Consider the following 20,464-nt stretch of genomic DNA (forward strand, 5'->3'; position numbering starts at 1 on the left):
GGCATTGCGATGGTTGATCTCGTCGTCCGTAACGTCCTCGTCGAAGGGTATCGTACTGCGGTCGATATCGCGGTCGAGGAGGGGCGCATCGTCGGGATCTCGCAGGTAGTCCCCTCCCGCGAGACAGATCCTGACGCTGAGATCATCGACGGCAAGGGCGCGCTGCTCACCCCCGGTTTCGTCGAAAGCCATATTCACCTCGACAAGGCCTGCATTCTCGACCGTTGCCGCAATGAGACCGGAATGCTGGAAGGGGCCATCGCTTCGGTCGTCGTCGCCAAGAAGAATTTCGACCGCGATGACGTCTATGCGCGTGGCCGGAAGTTCATCGAGAAGGCGATCGTCGAGGGCACCAACGCCATGCGCACCCATGTCGAGATCAATCCGGTGATCGGCCTGAAGGGATTCGAGGCAGTGAAGCAGTTGAAGGCGGACTACACCTGGGCGCTCGACTTGCAGATCTGCGTCTTCCCCCGGGACGAGCTGACCAACCTTCCCGGCACGCGGGAACTGCTTGAGCAGGCACTCGATGCGGGCGCCGATCTCCTCGGCGGCTGTCCCTATACAGATACCGACCCGGCAGCCCAGATCCGCATCCTGTTCGAGATGGCGTGCCGACACGACGTCGACCTCGACTTCCATCTCGATTTCGATCTCGATCCCACCGGCGGCGACCTGCGCGAGGTCGCGCGTCAGACGGTCGCCTTCGGCTGGCAGGGGAGGGTGACGATCGGCCATGTGACCAAACTCTCCGCCATGCCGCGTGCGCAATTGATGGATATGGCGGAAGTGATGAAACAGGCCGGTGTGGCGCTGACCGTGCTGCCCGCGACCGACCTGTTCCTGATGGGCCGCGATCACGACCACCTCGTGCCGTGCGGTGTGAGTCCGGCGCACGTGCTTCATCGCCATGGGGTATGCTGCACCGTGGCGACCAACAACGTGCTCAATCTCTTCACGCCATATGGCGACTGTTCGTTACCGCGCATCGCCAATCTCTATGCCAATGTCCAGCAGTTGAGCACGCAGGAGGAACTCGGCGCTTGCTTTGCCATGGTGACGTCCGAGCCGGACCGTCTGATCCGCCGCAATGCCCGCATCGAACCGGGCGCGCCGGCCACTTTCATCGAACTGCCCGCGGCAAGCGGCGGGCAGGCGGTGGCGGAAATCGCAAGGCCTCTGTGGGGCATGAAGTCCGGCCGCATGACCTTCGTTCGGCCGGAAGCGGAGCTGCGATTTCCCGGCAACCCGATCGCCCGAGCACCGCAGGCCTGATCGATATTACACCGCCCCGGATAACTCCTGCGCATAGGCGAAAACCGCCGGTGCGCCGCCCGTGTGCCAGAGAGGGCCCGGTCGTCGGGGGTGAATTCTCCGGCGCGGATCATCGCCAGCAGCGCACCGAAGACCCGCCCCGTATAGACGGGATCGAGCAGAATGCCTTCGGTGCGCGCCAGAAGGGCGATCGCCTCGCGTTCCAGATCTCCGACAACGCCATAGCCGTCGCCGAGAAACCGCTCGTCGAGCGAAAAATCTGCACGCGTGAAATTCGCGGGGAGTTCGTACAGCGCTGCCGTCTCGTTGGTGAGCTGCACCAGCCAGTCGGCATAGGTTTTCCCGCCGTGCTCCTCCTTGTCGATGGAGAGGTCGAGGATCTTCGTCGCCAGACCTTCAAGAGCTGCGCCCACGACCATGCCCGCATGGGTGCCGCCGGACGACGAGGCCATGACGACATGGGTCGGTTCCGGGATATTCCCGGCTGCGATCTGTGCCGTCAGTTCGCCCATGGCGACCACGAATCCCGTCGCCCCGACTGTGCCGGATCCACTGTAGGGCACCAGATACGGCTTGCGCCCCTGCGCCTTCAGCGTCTCCACCAGACGCGGCAGGTCCTCGCCCTTGCGGTGCTCTCCGGCAAAATGGATATGCGCGCCGAAAAGCTGGTCGAGCAGCAGGTTGCCGTTGGCCGTTTCCGGCACTTTTCCGCCCAGTACCAGATGGCACTCGAGCCCGCTCATGGCGGCGGCCGCTGCTGTCTGTCGGCAATGGTTGGATTGTTGTGCGCCCGTGGTGACCAGCGTATCGCAGCCCTCGGCCAACGCCTCGCCGATCAGAAACTCGAGCTTGCACACCTTGTTGCCACCGAGTGCGACGCCCGATTGCTCGTCCCGCTTGATGTAAAGCTGGGGCAGGGGCCTTTGGCCGAAAGCGCCTTGCGTAGGCGTGCCAGCGGACGAACGGGAGTCGGGAAAAAGCCGAGCGAGGCGCCGGGGAAATCAGTGTGAGAAAGAGGCATGGGCAACCGGTCTTGCGGATGATCGTTGAGAGGACCGATTTAGCGCGTTTGCGCAAACGATACCCAGCGCGAAGAAAGCTCCGCGCTGAATCTGTCGCATCGAAACGCATCGCCGCCGGGCGGGAAAACCGGAACCGGCGGTGATACGTGGAAAAGGACGGTGTCTGTAGTCGACGCCGCCGCCCGGCGTTAGGCTGCCGTGGAGATCGAGACCAGCGAGATGTCGAAGGTCAGGTCTTCGCCTGCGAGCGGGTGGTTTGCATCGAGCACGACCTTTTCCTCGGTGACCTCTTCCATCTTGACCAGCATGACTTGGCCGGTGGAGGTCTGAACCTGGAGCTGCGTGCCGATTTCCAGCGAGATGTCGGCCGGGATCTTGTCGCGCGGCACTTCGTGCTTGGCTGCGGGATCCACGGCGCCGTAGGCCTCTTCGGCGGGCACGGTCACGGACTTCTCTTCGCCTTTGCTCATGCCCGGCAGGGCCTTGTCGAGGCCCGGGATGATCTGTGCGGCGCCGACAGTGAATTCCAGAGGCGCGCGTCCTTCCGAGGAATCGAAGACGGAACCGTTGTTCAGAGTTCCTTTGTAGTGAATCCGTACGGTATCGCCCGCTTTAACTTCGCTCATGAGGATATCTCTCATCTTGGAAGTTTTTCTCGGGGCTGTGCTGTGGCACGGTCCGGTGAAACTACTTTCCACCCTAGAATACTATGTGGCGCTGTAAATATCTGCGGGTCGGAAAATAGTCTGCAGGATGTGCGTCATACGATCCCGAATGAGTGAGATTTTTCAAGAATTTGGCTCCGGCCGCGCAATATGCTAGAGTAAATACATGCGAACTTCTATCAGAGTTTGACACCTCTCGTTTCGCCGCCCGAATGCGTGCCGTCCGACACGCCGTTTCGGGGGCCGGCCTGGGGCGTGGTTGTCTCGTATATCTCGTGCTGTTCGCCACGGAAGTTCGATTGCTGCGGTCTCCGCCCTGGGGCGCTCTCTTGCCCGGGCATTTGCGTTTTGAGACGAGCGCCGCGCGCGATCCGAACCATGGGCATCCTCCCGCCCTGGCCCGCGCTGCATTTCCGCGAGATTGCCTGGCCGTCCGGGCCGCCACGATGCCAAACGTTTCCGCGTGCGCATTGTGTCCGCAACTGTGATCATGAGGACCTGATGAAACAGAACGCAGACTATCGCCCCTATTGGGATCCCGATCTGGAAACCCAGAGCCGGGCCGAATGGGAGACGATGAAGCTCGAGCTCCTGAAAAAGCATCTGTCCCACGCCTACGCCAACTCCCCCTAATACAAGCAGAGCTTCGATGAAGCGGGCGTTCACCTCGACGACCTGAAGACCTTCGACGATCTCAAGCGCTTCCCCACCATCAACAAGTCCGTCCTGCGTGAGCGGCAGCAGATGAAACCCCTGCTCGGCGATGTCGCCGCGGTCCCCGAGGAGGAGGTCGTCTCCGTCTCCGCCTCTTCCGGTTCCACCGGCGTTCCCACCGTTTCACCCTTCACGCAGGAAGATTTCGATGGTTGGATGGATTACGAGGCGCGTCAGTTCTGGTCCTCCGGCCTGCGTCCCAACGACCGCTACTGCCACTCGCTGAACTTTTCACTCTTCATCGGCGGTCCGTGCGTTCTCGGCGCGAAGAAGATCGGCGCGCTTTCCATCCACGCCGGAACGATTCCCTCCGAACGCCTGCTGACCATGCTGCAGAACTTCCAGGCGACGGCCCTTTGGACGACGCCGTCCTCCGCCTGGTATCTGGGCTAGACGGCGATCAAGGAAGGGATCGACCCGAAGAAGGATCTGGCGGTCAAGCGCATCTTCGTGGCCGGTGAGCCGGGTGGCTCCATCCCGGAGACGCGGGCGCGCATCGAGGATCTGTGGGGCGCCGACGTCTACGACTATTACGGCCTGTCCGACATCTCCGGCTCCTGCGCCGGCATGTGCGAAGAAAAGGACTGCCTGCACTGGGCGGAAGACCACAACATCTACGTGGAGGTGATCGATCCGGAAACCGGCAAACACGTGAAGACCGGCGAGATGGTGCTGACCACCTTGCAGAAGAAGGCGCGCCCGCTCATCCGCTTCCGCACCGGCGATATCGTCTCCTTCACCGACGAGCCCTACAAATGCGGACGCACCAGCATCCAGCTGAAGGGCGTTCACGGTCGTCTCGACGACATGCTGCTCATTCGCGGCGTCAACATCTTGCCCTCAGACGTCGAGGCCATCATCCGCAAGGATCACGATTTCACCGGCGAATACCGGCTGATCGTCGATCGCCCCGACCATCTCGATCGCCTGACGGTGGAAGTGGAGCGTGTCCACGGCTTCAACGGCACGAACGAGGAGCTGCAGAAGCGCCTGAAGGATCACATCAAGGCTGTGACGGGCGTTGGTGCTCACATCTCAATCCTCGAGCCCGACAACCTCCCGCGCGCCACCCACAAGGCCAAGTGCGTCGACGACCGCCGCGGTCAGGTCTGGACGGCGTAAGCGGGGAAGAAAAACAAGCCGTGACGCCTCGGAGCGGGGCGCCGCGGGTCAACGTCACGAGTTCAAATCCTCGGCGCCGCTTTGCTCCTTAACTGCTGAAATTTATGCTGTTCCAGTGGTTTCCTGAAAATTGGCAGTCTGTTTGCGCAATCGTTAAGTCTCGATTGTTCGATAAGCCCCCCATACTTATGCCAATTTGAATTAGGTAAATGTCCTTTATGCCATGCATAACGAGTCGGTCGGATTTCCCCATCAATAATTTGAATAGGGGATACTGGAGGGGGCGGGTGGACAGATCTGGGCTGACCTGTATGTAGGGCTCAGGCAACGTCCAGAGCGTACCGATGATTCACTACTTTTGAGCGGGTGTCAGGTACCAAAGGATCGGCTCTAATTTTCGCGGCAGATTGACAGGATAGTATGGTGGATGTGTTATTTTCGCCAGATGTTGAAACAGATGGCGCCATTCCAGGTTCATATTCTATGCTGTATTTTGCTCTAGTAGTCTTTTTCTCTATTATACGCCGGAACCTATGACGGCAATACATTCTTTCGCCCGCGTGGATATGATCGGTTTTTTTTATCGAGAAATTAAGCCTATTTCCGAAGATTTCGATCCGGAAGCCCTGGCAATCAATGGGCTCAATCGAGACGAACTAACCCTGCGTGGCGTATCACCAAGCGAAGCGATGGACGAAGCCTTTGATTGGATTCAGAAAATGTCCAACGCTGGGAACCCCGTGCTGGTGGCCTACCCACTGTCCTTCGATTGGACTTGGCTCTACTGGTACTTCATTCGGTATTCTAAACGCGGCTCACCGTTTGGCCATTCGCCCTGTTTTGACCTTAAGACCGCAGTTGCCCTTACAAACAGGACGAACCATAAATTCGTCTAGTAAAGCAAAGCTTCCCGTTCGCTTTGCGTCGAGCTATCCGCACACCCATCATGCCGTTGATGATGCGATAGAGCAGGCAGAAATGTTTTCTAACATTTTTGAAGGGAGGAATGGATGAAATATATCGAGGAAAGAAAGAAAATAGCTTTAGACCGTATCAGTGAACTTAATTCGAAACTTGAGAAAGCGAATTAAATAATTGCCGGAGCAGCTTGCGTCTATGCTACAGGTTATTTTGGCCGCCTAGAAGTGGGTGAGAGAAATTCTATTAATGCGCTTTGGATGCTGAACTTTGACGCAGATGAGAAGTATCTAGAAATTAAATATATTTATGAATTTAAATATCATATTGGTACGGCAGAGAGTGATTATCGTAATACATTAACTGGACGATTACTTACTTTTCTGGAAAGTCGTCTTCTTGTTGAGGAGTCAGTTTATGACCAGCTTCTCGATGAAGTAATAGCTACATACTGGAGGGATTAGTGGGATCACTCCGCAGACTTCATTCCTGCCTTTCTGATGAATGATATCCTTCGCCTATGGCGCACTTTCTGCGTCAACTATGAATCTAAACGGCGCTCAAAAAAGAGCAACGCCAAAATCAAGAATCACAAACTGAAACATAGCAGGATGCTAACCTGTTATTCCGCATCATTTTTTCTTTTAGCGGTGTATAAATTGGATAGTACAGTTTCTCCCCAGCGTGCAAAGGAAATGACAAAGCTAACCCCCACTGAGCGCTTGCAATGGCTACTAAGGGAACCAACTTTCAAAGAAGTCCACGGTCAGATTTCTAAGATTTTGGAAATGTATGGAAATTTCCTAGAACGAATGGATCAACCCAAAGAAAAACTTTATGAGACGTTCGAAAGTCATAACAAATAGTGGCTCGAAAAATCATATGATTTTGGTGATACGCTTTCTGATGTTTTGTCAAAATTAGGTGAGGATACGAGATTTTTTAGATTGGTTGTGGTATAAATTAACAACAGTATTGATTTGTTCAGGCATCTTCGAGAGCTACGCCCTAAAGTTGAAGTAGACTATTCGGTGTTCTTTTGACATTTCGCAGTCCTGAGCGCTCGTCTTGAAAAAGAGCGAAAATTGAGCGTTATCGGAGCACAATCGGATAACTTCATTAAATCGTCCGCAGATGCCTAATGGGTAAAGTGAAGTGCTTTTTGTCTAGCTCGAAATTACTGATCTTCTTGCGGACTCCTGTCTCACCACAAAAAAAAGCAGCCCCCACCTCCCGGCAGGGGCCGCTGTCATCTCTCAGCCAAATCCGACAGGCGACTTACTTGTCGACGCCGCCCCAGATGGCTTCGGCCGTTTTGACCACCAGTTCCAGCTTGCGGCACTGGTCGTCCATGGTGATCTTGTTGCCTTCTTCCGTGGAGGAGAAGCCGCACTGCGGGGCAATGCCGAGCTGGCTGATGCCGCAGTACTTTCTGGCTTCCTCGAACTTGCGCTTCAGATCGTCGAGGCTCTCAAGTTCCGGCGTCTTCGTGGTGATGAAGCCCGGCAGCACGCGCTTGTTGCCCTTGGGCAGAAGCTTCAGCGGCTCCACCGAACCTGCGCTCTCGGAATCGTATTCCATGAAGTAGATGTCGATGCCGGTCTTGTTGAAGATCGCATCGGCCGCCAGATCGTAGGCGCCCTCGGCCGCGTAGGTGGAGGCGAAATTGCTCCGGCACAGATGCATGCTGATCTTCATATCGGCGAGGCGATCCTTGATCGCCTCGTCCATCTGCAGGTAGCGGCAGCCGGCGTCGTAGAAGGCCTGAACCGCCTTGGCGTAGGTCTTGGCCAGATCCGCGAACAGGACGTTGAGGTCCTTGTATTCCTCCGGCGCGATGTCTTCCGGCGCGGTGCGGAAATGGCAGCACGAGGGGCCGGGGATGGGGATCTTCGGTTGAACCTTGGTGTGGGCGGCGGCGAACTTGAAGTGCTCGATCATCGGGTGATCGGCGGGGAAGTCCATCTTGCCGGTGATCGTGGGATAGATCGGCCGTAGCTTCATGCCGTGGAACTGGACGCCTTCCTGACGCTCGTCGAGGTCGAAGCCGGTCAGCCCGCCCATGAAATCATAGTGCCATAAGGAGCGGCGCTGTTCGCTGTCGGTCACGGCCTTGAGCCCGACCTCTTCCTGCATCTTGATGACGTCGATGATCGCCGCGTCCTCGACCTTCTTCAGATCGGTCGCCGAAATCGACTTGTCTTCGAAAAACGTCTTGCGCGCGGTCTTGACACTGTCGGGGCGCAGCAGGCTTCCGACATGGTCGGGCACGATACGGCGCACCGGTAACGGGTTCGCTCATCTGTTTCCTCCAGTTCGAATTCTTCTTGGAGCTTGTTGAAATTGCCACCGCGGTGGGAGGCCGACATTAGGCCCGCGAACGGCAGGATTACAAGGCACACGAGATGCAACTTATCCACATACCGCGAGGGAGGCCGCGGATTTCCGGCACAAAGAAGGGGGGAGCCGGGCCGACTGCCCTGTCGGGAGCGGGCATGCGCGTACCGTCCGCAGACGACGGTTTTCGCGATCGGGGAAGGGAGGGGGAAAGCGAGGGCCTGGCCCCCGGCCTCAGAGCAGCGCCCTGAGCGCTTCCAGCTTGTAGTTGACGAGCCAGCCGTAATAGTTTTTCTGCGGCCAGCGGTCCTTGCCCTGCCTGCGCGCCTGGCTGAAATGAGCCGCCCGTTCCCACAGTGCCCCGACATTGTAGAGCGTCGCCGTGATGTCCGGGTTGGTGGAGATATCCACCTTCGCCACGTCTTTGTAGGCCTCGATGGCGTCCTGGATTACGGCCGCCATGTAGTGAAGCGATTTGTCCGGGTCCATCCGCCGCCTGATAGATCTCCAGCGCGTCGGAAGGCTCAAGCTTGGGGAAGCCGCTTACCTTGTGCACCCGGTCCGACATCTTGAGGATCGTCAGCGGCGTCAACTGGCCGAGATCGAAGCTCTGGCCCGCAAACAGCGGTTGGAAGAAGGTGCGGTTGAAGGTCTAGTTCGGGTAGTGGACCTTGTCCACGGTGCGGCCGCGGAACGTCTGGTTCCAGACCCGCTCTTAGCACGACCACTTCACGTTGGAATCGCGCTGCATCTTGGCGGGATGACAGCGGGCGAACTGATCGCGCTTGACGAAGGTCTCCACCGGCTCTTCGTCGTACTGGAAGCTGATGTCGAGGCCCGCATAGGAGGCGGCCTTGATGTAGTAAGCCCTGGGCGCTGTCCAGCGTGTCGTAATTATAAGTGTGCTCGCCGACGATGGCGCCGATCATGTGGACCGGATCGATCTTGTAGAGCTTCGCAACCTCCTTGATGGAGGACATCAGCCGCCGGTCGCGCTTCAAAACGCCCAGCACCTTCTTGAACTTGCGGTCGTAGGAGGACTTGAAAGCGACGGTGCGCCGGGCGGAGGCGAAGGGGATGTCGGGCTGGGTGGCGTTGCGGTTGCCTGCCGGAACTTCCTAAATCGCGGCGGCGGTTGCCGGGGTCGGAGCTATGATCGCGGGCGAGGTCACGACAAGCGTTGCAGCCAGCGCAAGGACAACCCCGCGCGGCGCGTTTTTCCGCATCAGGCGAGCGCGCATGGTCTGCAATGTGTCCGTCATTGTCCAATGCCGCATAAGATAAGATCCCGATACCTGTCCGAGCGAACGTATCAAAGAAAACGGATCCGATCAGCCGTGAGTATACACGGCTACCTCACCCCTATGAATGGGGCATATCGCAAGCTCGAATCGAGGGCGTTTAATACCTCGAAAACGGTGTCGCCCGGAAAGCGGGGCAAGCATTTTGGCCGCTTTCGCGCCGGACTGAGGCGAGAAGAACACACTGCGGTATTTCGCGATATCGGGCGAATGGGCGGTGAGATCGCTCCGCGCGGCGGCAAGGCGATGATGCGACATCGAAAGACGGTTCGGAGCTGCTCGCCGACCGTTTCGAGGCAAATTTGGCAATGTGTCTCGCTGTGTCTGTGCTTGCACAGCGGGAGGGCTACAGCCTATCCTGTAAAGGACAAAACAAATATGATCGTCTGCCAATTAAGAGGACGCCTTGGCAGGGGCGACCCCATGATAGTTTTGATAGTGGATGACCATCCGCTCGTCTGTTCCGCGCTTGGAGCGACATTGACGAGCGAGATCGCCGACTGCCGCGTGATCCAGGCCCATTCGGGAGCCGAGGCCGTGGCCGTCGTGCGAGAACGCGACGATATCGATCTGGTGCTGCTCGACCTGAAATTGCCCGACGTCGACGGCTTTCAGGGGCTGAGCCAGCTTCGCGGTGCCGCCCCGCACGTGCCCGTGCCGGTGCTCTCCGGTCTGGAGGATGCGCGCCTGGCTCAACTCGTTTCCAGCCACGGCGCGTTGGGCTTTCTGAACAAGAAGGCGAGTGCGAAGGAAATCGTTGATGCCGTCGGCTCCGTTCTGGCGGGCGAGACGGTTTTTGCCTCGCCGCAAGTTTGTCCGCGCTCGGGAGTGCCCGTGCCCGCGGCCTCGCGAAGCTCCGGGTATCAGGCGGTCGATGCGATCCGCACGCTCACCCCGCAGCAATCAATGGTGCTGAGGATGCTGGGTGAAGGGCTTCTCAACAAGCAGATCGCCTATGAGCTTTCCATCAGCGAGAGCACGGTGAAGGCGCACGTTTCCGCCATTCTCAAGAAGCTGGACGTCTCCTCGCGCATGCAGGCCGTTCTGATGGCGCAGGGCGGCGTGTTCGATCAGGCGATCGGTTCGACCGTTAGGTCCGTATCGGCTTCCGCACCCGTACCGGCGGCCGTCGGCGCGGAAAGGTGAGCGAGATAGACGCGCAACTGGCCGGGTTTGACCGGTTTTGAAAAGTACTCGATGGATTTCTCCGTCGCCCGGCGGCGGATTTCCTGCGAACGGTCGGCGGTGATCAGGATACCCGGCATCTGCCGACCGAGATGCGCGCGCAACAGGATGATCGCGTCGATCCCGTCGATATCGCCGTCCAGATGCAGGTCGGCGGTGATCCCGTGCGGCACCAGTCCCTTCTGCCGGGCTCGTTTCAGCAGGGCCGGATAGGAAGGGGCGGTCACGCAGGTCATCTACCAGGAGGTGAGAAGCCGGACCATCGCGTTGCTGACATCTCCGTCATTTTCCAGAACGAAGAGCGGCCTTGAGCACACGTATCGTCGGCCGTACCTTGCGCGCCCGCGATCCGCTCTGCCCCGATCTGCAGTTGCTCGTTTGCGCGCTCGGGAGCAAGCGGTACGATGACGGTAAAGCGCGAACCGCGCCCGGGCGCTGAATCGAGCTCGATCCGGTGCGACAGAAACCCCGCTGCCCGTTTGACGATGGCAAGCCCCAGCCCCAGCCCGCCCGGCCGGGTTTATCCAGCAATGGAGGCGCGGCGGAATTCCTCGAAGATCGCCTGATGATGATCGCGCGCAATCCCCGGGCCGGTATCGTGGATTTCCAGCGAAACCTCGTCTCCACGGCGGCGCACGCCCAGCAGGATGCCGCCCGACGATGTGTATTTCAGCGCATTCGACAGGAAGTTCTGCACGATGCGGCGCAGAAGCTGCGGATCGGAACACACCACGGCGGAGGAGGGGACGACGGTCAGTTCCAGCTTCGCCTGCCTGGCGAGTGCGCCGAATTCCGTCTCCAGCGTGCGGAAGAGGTCGTGGACGGAAATATCTGAAAGCTGAGGCTCGTAGCCGCCCACATCCATCTTGGAAATGTCGAGAAGCGCGCTCAGTAGGTCCTCGGTGGAGTGGAAGGCCTGCGTAACATTGGCCAACAGCTCTCGCGCATCGGCTGAAACGAAGCTGGAGCTGTCGAGCGCGGAGAGATAGAGCCGGGCCGCATTGAGCGGTTGCAGCAGGTCGTAGCTGGCAACGGCCAGAAAGCGGGTCTTCGACAGGTTCGCCATTTCCGCTGCCCGGGCGGCGCGCGCGTTCCAGATCGTGCGCGGTCGCCTCATGTCGGCGCACCTCGTCCTGAAGCGCGGCGTTGAGGTCGGTCAACGCGCGGGTGCGTTTTTCCACCCGTTGTTCCAGTTCCTTCTTGGAGCGTTCCAGCAGGTGGGCGGCCTCATTTTGAGCGGTGACGTCGGTCAACGTGATGACGAAGTCGTCGTCCGGCATGGAGCGAAAATTCGCCGCCACGACCCGACCACAGCGATAGGAGATTTCGAGCCTGAGCGGATAGTGGTGGCCAAGATCGGTGCCCAAGGCGCGCGCTTCCTCCTTGCGCGCCTTGGGCACGCGCCCCCCGTGGGTCTACACCAGCCGCAACAGCGCGCGCACGCCCATGCCGGAATGCATGTCGACATAGGGCAGGTTGAGCAGCATCGCGACCTGCGAATTCCAGGCGACCAGCCGCAGTTCCGCATCGAACACCACCACCCCTTGCGCGATGGAGGCGACGGTGGCGACCAGCAGATCGGGCTGCTTGGCCATGTCGGAGAGGCAGCGGGTTTCCTGCAGGCGCTTGAAGTGGGTGATCTCGGAGACGATGACGACGCGCCCGCCTTCCTCCGTGTCGCGCTCGCTGATCTGGATCCAGCGGCCGTCGGACAGAAGCTGTTGGAACTGGCAATGCTTGCGCAGGTGGCGTTCCACACGCGCTGCCAGCCAAGCCTGCGGATCCGTCAGCGCCTCCATGATCGCGCCTGTTTCGGCCGCCCGTTGCACGATGTCGTTGAAATGGGTGCCGGGCACCAGAATGTCGGAAAGGGCGGGGAAGAAATAGCGATAGCGGCGGCTGCACAAGACGATGCGGTCATCGCCATCATAAAGGATGATGAAGCCCTCGCCGATGGAATCGATGGCCTGCTGCAACTGGCGGCGCGCGACCTTGGCCTAGTTCATGACGCGCGCAACGCGTTGGATGCGCCGCTCCACGTTGCTCTCAAGCTCCGCCACCGACTGAAACAGCTTGAAGGCGTTGCCGGTGAAGTCGTGGCTGCGGTCGACCTGCTGGATCAGCGCATGAACCTGTTCCTGCAACTGGCGGCGCGACAGCTTGGGATCTTCGTGCTCGCTCATGCCCGCTCCCCGCCGCCGATGGCGATCCCCGTCAACGTATGGTTGAGATGCAGAAAGCGGTACTGCTCGCCGTAGGTGTTGAAGTCGATCATGCCGAACCGGTCGAAGATCTCCACCAGATCCCCGGTAATGATGAGCCGCTCCGCCTCCAGCCGCCGCAGGATGCAGTCGAAACAGAGGGCTGCCTTCAGCCCGCCGATGCGCTGCGACAGGCGGCTCATGTGATCGATGAGATTGTCGCGCATGTCTTACGGGTGGGCGAGCGTCAGCACGATGCCCTCGTCGATCGTGCAATAGAAATGGAGCGCGCCGTCGTCCGTCATCTTCTGGATGGCGCGCACGTGATAGTCTCCGCCCACACGCACCAGAAGCGGATTGGCGGCGAAGATCTCCGGCGTCAGCGCGGCCACGTCCGCCCCGATGAGCCGGGTATATTCGACGGCCGCCGGTTCCGCTTTGATCGAATAGACGATGCGCCCAGCACAATCAGCGCGCTATCTTCCAGAACCCGGCCGTTCAGAAAGATCTGCGTGGTGTCGAAATTGAGATTGTCGCCGGCCGAGGCGCCGGAGATCGGCACTTCATCGAGCGCGGCATAAGTGGAGGCGGCGATCTCCTCCTCGCGGCGGCACAATCCGTCGACGAGCAGCATGGCGAAGAAGTTCTGCTGCTGCGGATCGAGCTTGCGCAGGAGCTGGAAATAGGTCGCCTCGATCGCTTCTCCCGCGCGCTATGGAGAAGTCTGCCAGGTTCTGCAGGAGGCAGATATCGAAGGCGAAGGCGGAGGATCGAAAGCCACCGCGATCGCCTCGTCGCCCTCATACGCCGACGAGGTGAGGCTGCCCGCAGTGGTACAACCGACCAGAACGGCTTGCGGAAAGGCGGTGGCAAGAGGCGTCACCACGTCTTCGTAAGGCAGATTGGAAGAGACGAACAGCGCGATCAGCGCCGGGTCGCACGGCGTCAGTCCACGCTTCAGTTCTTCCATCATTCGCATGGGGTTGCGCGACTTCGACCAAGCCCGGAAAACGACGGGCGCATTCGTGTCGGTCGTGCTCTCGGCCTCGACGATGGACATGGCCGCATGCGCTCTTTGCCGGCTTCGGCGTGTCTTTGACGCCCGACGACGGACGCAACGGTTGACGCAAAGTCAAGCGCGCCGGACCCGGCTTGGCTGCAATACTGTAGTGTTAGAATAGGAAAGATGTTGTGCGGATGGTCAGGTGAATGCCGGGGCTGACGGCTGGTGGTGATGCGAAGACTGGGTATTCGCGAGTGAGACCCATCCTTCGAGACGGCGCTGTGCGCCTCCTCAGGATGGCGTTGTGTGTGTTGACGGTGTCGTCAGAACCATCCCCCCGATAACGTCATCCTGAGGAGGCGCACAGCGCCGTCTCGAAGGATGGGCCGCATCCACACATCGCAACTGCCCGCCATCACCCACATAGTTTCGCGAACATTCTAGTAAAAACACCGCACCTCCGCGTCCACCTGCGCGCGGCGCAGGCGGTCGACCATCACCTTCGTGGCTGTTGTCTCGCGGAATATGGCCATCTTCTCGTCGTCGCCCGCCACCTGTCGCATGCGCAGGACCGTTTCTGCCTGGGTGTAGTCGTCATAGCTGAGAAGGGATGCCACCAGGTCGATGGAACAGGCGCATTGCCGAAGTACCGTCGCCGTCTCGCCGTTTGCGGCCATGCAACCCAGCACATAGTCGGCAACCGCTACCGTCGGATAGTCGTTTGCCCGGGCCGGGGCAAGGCTCCCGCTCACCAGAAATCCCCCGGCAAGGTAGGCGGCAGCGAGTGTTCTGCTTGCAGCAATTGACCGGGTTTTCGCGTGCAGATCTCTCATGGTCGGACCTCCCTGAAACGATAGCTTTCGTGCAGCATCGACCCCGTGCCTTCACCGGACTGGTCGGGCGCGGCGGGCGTCTCCGTCTCAAGTGCGATAAACCCCGCCCGGCACCTCCTTGCTGAAGGTCACGGAATAGATCTTGGCGTTGAGGTCGTGCATGTCGTCCTTGTGCGGATCGCGCAGGAACGGCGTGAATGAGATCCGCGTTGCCTCGACCGTGCGGCCCGCCACCTCCATTCGCTCCGTTGTCTCCTCATAACGGCCCGGCGTTGCCATGCCTCGGCGGATGACATTTCGGAAGTAATGGCCCGATCCATTGATGCCGCGGCTCATCTGATTGACGTCGCGCTGGAAGAAGATGAGCAGCAGCGGATTGAACGTGCTGGAGACCAGCGGTCCGATCTCGCGTGCGGGGCCTTTTGCGAAAAGCGTGGCCGAGACATCGTAGGAATGATCGGAAGAGGCATCCGCGCGGGTGAAATCGAGCACGATTTCATCGGCAAACGGCTCCTCCATCAATCGCCCCTCCAGCCGGTAATCGTAGATATGAGGGTGGTCTTGGACTCGAGGGTCTCAAGGTGGTTGAAACCGTAGATCTTCGCCGCGGCGCTGTTCGGCGCGAGATCCTCGACCGCTCCGGCGGACGAGAGCGGGAGAAAGACCACGACGGTCAGGCAGAGGGCGAGGAGGCGCAGCAATGCGGGCATGATCAGTGGTCCAGATGCGCACCGATGATCCGGCCGAGTGCGAAGGCGCGCTGCTCCAGCAGAACCGGTTGCTCGCACAGGTATTTCTGCAACTTTTCGCGGTCTTCGTAGATCCGAAGGTCCCAGGCGAGTATCTGTTCCAAGCCTGCTCGCTTTTCGTCCGAAAGCGTATCCGACTTGAGTGCCACGCGGCTTTCGCGCACCCGCGCCGTCAGCGCCGCCTGCTTGCGTGCAAAGTGCTTGATGCCAGCGATCAGCGAGGCACGGTCGGCATTGATGATCTGCAGCGTCCTGCCGAACAGGGCGGTCAGGCGTTCGTCGTGTTTGGTGTCGAGCCCGCGCGCGAATGCGTTGACACGCTTGCCCGCTGTTGCCAGCGGTATGCGCCGGGCGGCGATCTGGGTCCCCAGGCGTGCAACCTCGCCGTCATTGGCCCACATGTCCGGCGTGGGAACGGGGCCGGTCCATACCTGGGCGGCGGAAATTTCGGGAACGAGCCGCTGGATGCACGGCCAGTCCGCATCTCTCCGGCCAGCGCGGGGCCGGCCGGAGAGATGCTCGCGATCAACATGAGCGCAATCAGGGGATGACGCACCGGCTCACTTGACGTTGATCGTGACGACGGTGCCCTTTTCGAGCAGACCGCGGGCATACATCTATTAGGTGCCGGGCCGGATCGGCACGAAGAAGATTTCGGCCTTGCTCTCCTCTTCGAATTCCAGCTCTTAGATGGAGTTCGCCTTGATCTCCATATCCCCGGCCTCAACCTTTCTCAGCTAGATGAAATCGAAGAATTCCGGCACCACGAGCGCATATTCCTGGTAGCCCGACGCCTTGATCTTCAGCGAATAGGACTGCCCGGTGCGCAGGTTGTATTCCTTCGGCAAGACATTGAAGTCGATCATGTCCGTGCCCAAGATCAGATCCTCCAGTTCCTCCGGCTGGGTGGCGAGATAACCGTCGGCGGCGGTAGGCGCGATGCCGGAAAGGCTGGCGTCGGCAAGCCCGAAGATGGCGGATTTCAGGCGGTTCGTCGTGGTTCGTGTCATGGTGTTCCCTCCCTTGAATTCAGTTCGATCGTTTGCGTGGTTGCTGTTTTCCCTCAATTTCTCCGCCGTCATCCCCCCGGCACAGTCCGGGCAATGACGATGGAGGGGCGTGGGAGAAGAGCCGTTCCAATCCCATCCGTCACCGTTGCCGTTCCCACGGCTTGATCGCGACCCACCACGGGAAGCTTCTCACCGGAATGGAGACGAGCGTCTTCAGGTTTTCAACGTCGATGACGGAGACGTCGTTGGAGACGCCGTTTGTGGCGTAGAGCTCGCTTTCATCCGGCGTGAAGGGGAGTTGCCAGATCCACTGGCCGACGAGCAGATAATCCTCCACCTCAAGGGTCTGCGCGTTGATGACCGCAACCCGGTTGGCAGGTCCCAGCGCCACGAAGGCCTTGGAACGGTCCTTGGTGATGCGGATGCCGACGGGCTGGATCGCTTCCGGCTGCAGACCGGGCACGGAGAAGGAGATCTTCTTCTTGATTTCCTTCGTCTCTGCATCGATCACTGCAACGGTGCCGCCGATCTCCGCGCTCACCCAGACCTCCGCTCTGTCATCGGTGTATTGCGCAAAGCGCGGGCGCTGATCGACCAGAACGTTGGCGGTGATCTCGAAACTGTCGGCGTCGATGAAATGTGCCATGTTGGTGGTTTCGGAGGTGTTGACGATGGTTCTGCCGTCCGGGCTGACCCCCATGCCTTCCGGCTCCACGCCCAGCTGCACCTCCGCCACGGCGTCGCCGGTCGCAAGGTCGATGGCGGTGACGAGATTGTCGTCCTTGTTGGCCGCATAAAGATGGCTGCCGTCCGGGGCGATGGTCATCAGTTCCGGATCGGGGCCGGAGGGCAGGGTGCCGGTCACCTCCAGGCTTTCCGTATCCAGTATCTCGATATGATCCTCGTCGGAGGCACAGATATAAAGCGTCTTGCCGTCGGGCGAGAGCGCGATGTCGCGTGGGCGTTCGCCGACGGGAATGGTCGCCGTCACTTCCCGCGTCTTGGCGTCGATCACGGTGATCGAGTTGCCCTTCTCGTTGGAGACGAAGATCGTCTGTACCGCCACCGGCGCTGACGAGATGAAGGCTGCGGCCAGTGTTGCGGCGGCCAGTGTTGCCGCGACCGTCCGGGCGCTGACAAGGCGCTGCGTGCGTTTGACGAAATCGGACATGCGTTTCCCCTCTATTGCAGGGCGCACGACGTCTCCGGCTTGTCGTAGCCGAGGCTGTCGAGCCTGTTTCGTTGATGCAGGAAGCCCGGTTGCGGCGAGACGGAAACCAGAATCCGCTTGTTGGTCAAAAGCATCAGCTGGCGCATCTGCTGGGTTCACGGCCGAAAGGACAGGCAGATGCATTTGAACCCGCCGAGTGCGAAATCCTCCCCGCGCAAATAGGCCCGCACCTTGGCCGGATCGGCCGAGGAGATGCGAGTCACCGCCTCGCTGACGGCGCGCACCGCCAGCCACGTGCCGTAATCGCGCTCCTCCATCCAGCGTCCGGCCTCCTTCTCGAAACGGTGCTGGATCTGGGTCGAACCCCATTGTTCCTGAACCCGGTGCCAGGACATCGGCGTGAGCCCCTGCGTGGCCCGCAACCGGGCGCGGCGCATAGGTGTTGAAGGGCAGGTACTCGCTGAAGAGATCGTTGCGGTCCGCCACTACCAGCACGTCGTAATCGTCGCCAGCGGCTTGGGTCGCCATCGGCATCTGGGTCTGGACCTGGATGTGTCGGGAATCGGTGCGTCGCGCGATCGGGGAATAGGAGTAGGTCTCCTCTTCAACGATCTCCGCCCCGAATTTCCGGGCCGACTGGCGGATCGCCTCCGTATAATCCGCATCGTCCGGTCCCGATCCCTCCAGCAGGAAAATGTTGGGCCACCGCTTCCAGACGAGGAACTGCATCAACCCGTCCGCCTGCATAACGGTGGAGAGCGCGGTGTGGAAGACATTCGCAAAGCAGGTTTCGCGGCGAAGGTCTCGGTCCTCCACACACGCGTTGAAAATGAGCGTTTCATCCACACCCTCGGCCTGCGCGATCGACAGAAGGTCATCCCGTCTCAGATCGGCGACAAAGAAACGGCGGCCCGCCGTGCGCTCCTTCTCAAAGGCAGCCACCACGTCGCCGTCGGTCGGCACGATAACCTCGATCAGCGAATAGGCATCACCCAGAAAGTCGCCCGTCGTCTGGTTGTCCTTCAGCGCCAGCCGCGCGCCCCACACGCCCGGTTCTTTCGCCACAGGGTCGACAAAGGAGAGAGACAGGCGCGGTTCTTCCGCTCGCGTGATGTAAACGATCGGAATATCGAGCTTCGATGCCGCTTGCGAACGTTCCGGCAGGAAGACGCTCAAAAGCGCCGCAACGGTGCAGAAACATGTCGCGGCGGCGCGCAATGCGGCCCGGATGGTGAGTGACACGTTAATTCCTTCCGTGCCCGTCATCGATCTCGTTCGGTTTCTTGTCCGATCCCCGTTTTGCGTTTGTTTTCGCGGGGAAACTTGTCGTCTGGATCGAAATTCCGTAAGGGCATTTAACTATAATATTACAGATAGCCCCCCACCCCCCGACATAGGCCTTAAGTGCCATTGGGGGTTGTGTCGGCGGCATTCACGCGAGAGAGATCGGGGCAGACAAAATCGGTTGGGGGTTGTTGTCTGTTGCGGATGGTCCTGCCGGTCAAAATGCGTACTTTCGGACCATAGAAGCCAAGGGCCGGCATCTCGTACAAAACGGGGAACCAGGCTGGCATGCGTGCCGACCCGCCTTGATTCAAAACCGAATTCTGGGAAGGACGACTGCGATGGAAGTACGTGCAGCCGTGGCCGTGGCGGCTGGCAAGCCGTTGGAAGTGACGACCGTCAATCTGGAGGGGCCGAAGGTCGGCGAAGTGCTGGTCGAGATCAAGGCGACCGGCATTTGCCACACCGACGAATTCACCCTGTCGGGTGCGGATCCGGAGGGGCTTTTCCCCGCGATCCTGGGTCATGAGGGGGCCGGTGTGGTCGTGGAAGTCGGCCCGGGGGTTACCTCGGTGAAGCCCGGCGATCATGTCATCCCGCTCTACACGCCGGAATGCCGCCAGTGCTATTCCTGCACCAGCCAGAAGACCAATCTGTGCACCTCGATCCGTGCCACGCAGGGCCAGGGCCTGATGCCGGATGGATCCTCGCGTTTCTCCACGCTCGACGGTGATCCGATCCTTCACTACATGGGCACCTCGACCTTTGCCAACTACACTGTTCTGCCGGAAATCGCGGTCGCCAAGATTCGCGAGGACGCGCCCTTCGACAAGGTCTGCTACATCGGTTGCGGCGTGACCACCGGCATCGGTGCGGTGATCAACACGGCCAAGGTGGAAGTGGGAGCGACGGCTGTCGTCTTCGGTCTCGGCGGTATCGGCCTCAACGTTCTGCAGGGCCTGCGTCTTGCCGGCGCCAGCATGATCATCGGCGTCGATCTGAACCTGGCCAAGAAGGAAATGGCCGATCGCTTCGGCATGACCCACTTCGTCAATCCGTCCGACGTGGAGGGCGATCTGGTGCCCTATCTGGTGAACCTCACCAAGCGGCCGGGCGACACGATCGGCGGGGCGGATTACACGTTCGACTGCACGGGCAACGTCAAGGTGATGCGCGATGCGCTGGAATGCGTGCACCGCGGCTGGGGCCAGTCCATCGTCATCGGCGTGGCGCCTGCCGGTGCGGAGATCTCCACCCGTCCGTTCCAACTTGTCACGGGCCGCGTCTGGAAGGGCACAGCCTTCGGCGGCGCGCGCGGGCGCACCGACGTGCCCAAGATCGTCGACTGGTACATGGACGGGCAGATCGAGATCGATTCGATGATCACCCACACCATGCCGCTGGAAGACATCAACAAGGGCTTCGACCTGATGCACCGGGGCGAATCCATCCGTTCGGTGGTGCTCTACTAGGGCGTTAGCGTTCGGACCTGCCGCACGGAAACATGTCATCCCCGCGAAGGCGGGGATCCAGTAACCACCGTTCTGCGTTTTGGGGCAGAAATCCGGGGTCTCTGGAATGCTGGATTCCCGCCTGCGCGGGAATGACATTCGGTCTGTGGCGCTGTCACGAATTCAAGCGAAGGTCGGGACGTCCGCGTGGGCGTCCCGACCT

21 protein-coding genes and 4 pseudogenes are annotated in these 20,464 nt (G+C 60.0%); 8 read left to right on the forward strand and 17 right to left on the reverse strand.

Going from position 1 to position 20,464, the window contains the following annotated elements:
• The first annotated feature begins 9 nt into the window (after positions 1–9).
• The gene (locus tag QNJ43_RS13885) at positions 10–1,275 is read left to right on the forward strand and encodes an amidohydrolase family protein (RefSeq protein ID WP_300470901.1); all 1,266 of its coding nucleotides are present in this window, start codon (positions 10–12) and stop codon (positions 1,273–1,275) included.
• Positions 1,276–1,358: 83 nt separating this feature from the next.
• Here QNJ43_RS13885 and QNJ43_RS13890 read toward each other — a convergent pair.
• Positions 1,359–2,192: pseudogene (locus QNJ43_RS13890) on the reverse strand (D-cysteine desulfhydrase family protein); the annotation flags it as partial.
• Between the two features lie 293 nt (positions 2,193–2,485).
• Positions 2,486–2,923 carry a peptidylprolyl isomerase gene (locus QNJ43_RS13895; RefSeq protein ID WP_300470903.1) on the reverse strand — a complete coding sequence of 146 codons (438 nt, stop codon included), beginning with the start codon at positions 2,921–2,923 and terminating at the stop codon, positions 2,486–2,488.
• Between the two features lie 540 nt (positions 2,924–3,463).
• On the opposite strand from QNJ43_RS13895, the gene QNJ43_RS13900 reads away from it, so the two are divergent.
• From QNJ43_RS13900 to QNJ43_RS13920, 5 genes are all read left to right on the forward strand, one after another.
• Positions 3,464–3,595 carry a hypothetical protein gene (locus QNJ43_RS13900; protein WP_300470906.1) on the forward strand — a complete coding sequence of 44 codons (132 nt, stop codon included), beginning with the start codon at positions 3,464–3,466 and terminating at the stop codon, positions 3,593–3,595.
• A gap of 111 nt (positions 3,596–3,706) precedes the next feature.
• The gene (locus tag QNJ43_RS13905; protein WP_300470908.1) at positions 3,707–4,069 is read left to right on the forward strand and encodes a hypothetical protein; all 363 of its coding nucleotides are present in this window, start codon (positions 3,707–3,709) and stop codon (positions 4,067–4,069) included.
• Positions 4,070–4,126: 57 nt separating this feature from the next.
• Positions 4,127–4,798, forward strand: a complete 672-nt coding sequence (locus QNJ43_RS13910; protein ID WP_300470910.1) for a hypothetical protein — start codon at positions 4,127–4,129, stop codon at positions 4,796–4,798.
• Positions 4,799–5,331: 533 nt separating this feature from the next.
• Positions 5,332–5,694 carry a hypothetical protein gene (locus QNJ43_RS13915; RefSeq protein ID WP_300470911.1) on the forward strand — a complete coding sequence of 121 codons (363 nt, stop codon included), beginning with the start codon at positions 5,332–5,334 and terminating at the stop codon, positions 5,692–5,694.
• Between the two features lie 249 nt (positions 5,695–5,943).
• The gene (locus QNJ43_RS13920) at positions 5,944–6,180 is read left to right on the forward strand and encodes a hypothetical protein (protein ID WP_300470914.1); all 237 of its coding nucleotides are present in this window, start codon (positions 5,944–5,946) and stop codon (positions 6,178–6,180) included.
• A gap of 814 nt (positions 6,181–6,994) precedes the next feature.
• On the opposite strand, the gene QNJ43_RS13925 is transcribed toward QNJ43_RS13920, so the two are convergent.
• Positions 6,995–7,999: a 5-methyltetrahydropteroyltriglutamate--homocysteine S-methyltransferase gene (locus tag QNJ43_RS13925; protein WP_300470916.1), complete on the reverse strand. Its 1,005-nt coding sequence runs from the start codon at positions 7,997–7,999 to the stop codon at positions 6,995–6,997.
• A gap of 288 nt (positions 8,000–8,287) precedes the next feature.
• A pseudogene (locus tag QNJ43_RS13930) lies at positions 8,288–9,279 on the reverse strand (DUF1402 family protein).
• Positions 9,280–9,777: 498 nt separating this feature from the next.
• On the opposite strand from QNJ43_RS13930, the gene QNJ43_RS13935 reads away from it, so the two are divergent.
• Positions 9,778–10,500 carry a response regulator transcription factor gene (locus tag QNJ43_RS13935; protein WP_300470919.1) on the forward strand — a complete coding sequence of 241 codons (723 nt, stop codon included), beginning with the start codon at positions 9,778–9,780 and terminating at the stop codon, positions 10,498–10,500.
• On the opposite strand, the gene QNJ43_RS13940 is transcribed toward QNJ43_RS13935, so the two are convergent.
• From QNJ43_RS13940 to QNJ43_RS27245, 13 genes and pseudogenes are all read right to left on the reverse strand, one after another.
• On the reverse strand, positions 10,425–10,775 hold the full coding sequence (locus QNJ43_RS13940) for a hypothetical protein (protein WP_300470921.1): 351 nt from the start codon (positions 10,773–10,775) through the stop codon (positions 10,425–10,427). The genes QNJ43_RS13935 and QNJ43_RS13940 overlap by 76 nt on opposite strands.
• Positions 10,772–11,656: pseudogene (locus QNJ43_RS13945) on the reverse strand (HAMP domain-containing sensor histidine kinase). The gene QNJ43_RS13940 and the pseudogene QNJ43_RS13945 overlap by 4 nt, the downstream one beginning before the upstream one ends.
• Before the next feature lie 298 nt (positions 11,657–11,954).
• The gene (locus tag QNJ43_RS13950; RefSeq protein ID WP_300470925.1) at positions 11,955–12,515 is read right to left on the reverse strand and encodes a PAS-domain containing protein; all 561 of its coding nucleotides are present in this window, start codon (positions 12,513–12,515) and stop codon (positions 11,955–11,957) included.
• 21 nt (positions 12,516–12,536) lie between these two features.
• Positions 12,537–12,722 (reverse strand): hypothetical protein, encoded by a 186-nt coding sequence (locus QNJ43_RS13955; RefSeq protein ID WP_300470928.1) that lies wholly within the window; start codon positions 12,720–12,722, stop codon positions 12,537–12,539.
• Positions 12,719–12,967 (reverse strand): hypothetical protein, encoded by a 249-nt coding sequence (locus tag QNJ43_RS13960; protein ID WP_300470930.1) that lies wholly within the window; start codon positions 12,965–12,967, stop codon positions 12,719–12,721. Before QNJ43_RS13960 ends, QNJ43_RS13955 begins: the two co-directional genes overlap by 4 nt.
• Positions 12,968–12,970: 3 nt before the next feature.
• Positions 12,971–13,132: an FIST C-terminal domain-containing protein gene (locus QNJ43_RS13965; protein ID WP_300470932.1), complete on the reverse strand. Its 162-nt coding sequence runs from the start codon at positions 13,130–13,132 to the stop codon at positions 12,971–12,973.
• Positions 13,120–13,800: pseudogene (locus QNJ43_RS13970) on the reverse strand (FIST N-terminal domain-containing protein). The gene QNJ43_RS13965 and the pseudogene QNJ43_RS13970 overlap by 13 nt, the downstream one beginning before the upstream one ends.
• A 383-nt stretch (positions 13,801–14,183) precedes the next feature.
• Positions 14,184–14,576, reverse strand: coding sequence for a hypothetical protein (locus tag QNJ43_RS13975; protein WP_300470935.1), 393 nt, complete (start codon positions 14,574–14,576; stop codon positions 14,184–14,186).
• A gap of 87 nt (positions 14,577–14,663) precedes the next feature.
• Positions 14,664–15,095: a hypothetical protein gene (locus tag QNJ43_RS13980; protein ID WP_300470937.1), complete on the reverse strand. Its 432-nt coding sequence runs from the start codon at positions 15,093–15,095 to the stop codon at positions 14,664–14,666.
• Positions 15,095–15,286, reverse strand: a complete 192-nt coding sequence (locus tag QNJ43_RS13985; RefSeq protein ID WP_300470939.1) for a hypothetical protein — start codon at positions 15,284–15,286, stop codon at positions 15,095–15,097. The genes QNJ43_RS13980 and QNJ43_RS13985 overlap by 1 nt, the downstream gene beginning before the upstream one ends.
• Positions 15,287–15,288: 2 nt before the next feature.
• Positions 15,289–15,726 carry a hypothetical protein gene (locus QNJ43_RS13990; protein ID WP_300470941.1) on the reverse strand — a complete coding sequence of 146 codons (438 nt, stop codon included), beginning with the start codon at positions 15,724–15,726 and terminating at the stop codon, positions 15,289–15,291.
• Positions 15,727–16,062: 336 nt separating this feature from the next.
• Complete coding sequence (locus QNJ43_RS13995; protein WP_300470942.1) at positions 16,063–16,335, reverse strand: hypothetical protein; 273 nt, start codon at positions 16,333–16,335, stop codon at positions 16,063–16,065.
• Between the two features lie 139 nt (positions 16,336–16,474).
• Positions 16,475–18,748, reverse strand: a complete 2,274-nt coding sequence (locus QNJ43_RS27245; RefSeq protein WP_346432992.1) for a PQQ-dependent catabolism-associated beta-propeller protein — start codon at positions 18,746–18,748, stop codon at positions 16,475–16,477.
• A gap of 383 nt (positions 18,749–19,131) precedes the next feature.
• Between QNJ43_RS27245 and QNJ43_RS14005 the strand changes: the two genes are divergently transcribed.
• Positions 19,132–20,262 carry an S-(hydroxymethyl)glutathione dehydrogenase/class III alcohol dehydrogenase gene (locus QNJ43_RS14005; RefSeq protein WP_300470944.1) on the forward strand — a complete coding sequence of 377 codons (1,131 nt, stop codon included), beginning with the start codon at positions 19,132–19,134 and terminating at the stop codon, positions 20,260–20,262.
• Positions 20,263–20,464: the final 202 nt, after the last annotated feature.

This window comes from Breoghania sp. (assembly GCF_030066895.1).
Lineage (GTDB): Bacteria > Pseudomonadota > Alphaproteobacteria > Rhizobiales > Stappiaceae > Breoghania.

Coding starts and splice junctions, on each gene's coding strand:
- QNJ43_RS13960 (WP_300470930.1), bottom strand. CDS start 12,967: ATGCGCGACAATCTCATCGATCACATGAGCCGCCTGTCGCAGCGCATC.
- QNJ43_RS13975 (WP_300470935.1), bottom strand. CDS start 14,576: ATGAGAGATCTGCACGCGAAAACCCGGTCAATTGCTGCAAGCAGAACA.
- QNJ43_RS13900 (WP_300470906.1), top strand. CDS start 3,464: ATGAAACAGAACGCAGACTATCGCCCCTATTGGGATCCCGATCTGGAA.
- QNJ43_RS13940 (WP_300470921.1), bottom strand. CDS start 10,775: ATGACCTGCGTGACCGCCCCTTCCTATCCGGCCCTGCTGAAACGAGCC.
- QNJ43_RS13915 (WP_300470911.1), top strand. CDS start 5,332: ATGACGGCAATACATTCTTTCGCCCGCGTGGATATGATCGGTTTTTTT.
- QNJ43_RS13980 (WP_300470937.1), bottom strand. CDS start 15,095: ATGGAGGAGCCGTTTGCCGATGAAATCGTGCTCGATTTCACCCGCGCG.
- QNJ43_RS13990 (WP_300470941.1), bottom strand. CDS start 15,726: ATGTGGGCCAATGACGGCGAGGTTGCACGCCTGGGGACCCAGATCGCC.
- QNJ43_RS13955 (WP_300470928.1), bottom strand. CDS start 12,722: ATGAGCGAGCACGAAGATCCCAAGCTGTCGCGCCGCCAGTTGCAGGAA.
- QNJ43_RS13985 (WP_300470939.1), bottom strand. CDS start 15,286: ATGCCCGCATTGCTGCGCCTCCTCGCCCTCTGCCTGACCGTCGTGGTC.
- QNJ43_RS13905 (WP_300470908.1), top strand. CDS start 3,707: ATGAAACCCCTGCTCGGCGATGTCGCCGCGGTCCCCGAGGAGGAGGTC.
- QNJ43_RS13995 (WP_300470942.1), bottom strand. CDS start 16,335: ATGACACGAACCACGACGAACCGCCTGAAATCCGCCATCTTCGGGCTT.
- QNJ43_RS13885 (WP_300470901.1), top strand. CDS start 10: ATGGTTGATCTCGTCGTCCGTAACGTCCTCGTCGAAGGGTATCGTACT.
- QNJ43_RS13935 (WP_300470919.1), top strand. CDS start 9,778: ATGATAGTTTTGATAGTGGATGACCATCCGCTCGTCTGTTCCGCGCTT.
- QNJ43_RS13895 (WP_300470903.1), bottom strand. CDS start 2,923: ATGAGCGAAGTTAAAGCGGGCGATACCGTACGGATTCACTACAAAGGA.
- QNJ43_RS14005 (WP_300470944.1), top strand. CDS start 19,132: ATGGAAGTACGTGCAGCCGTGGCCGTGGCGGCTGGCAAGCCGTTGGAA.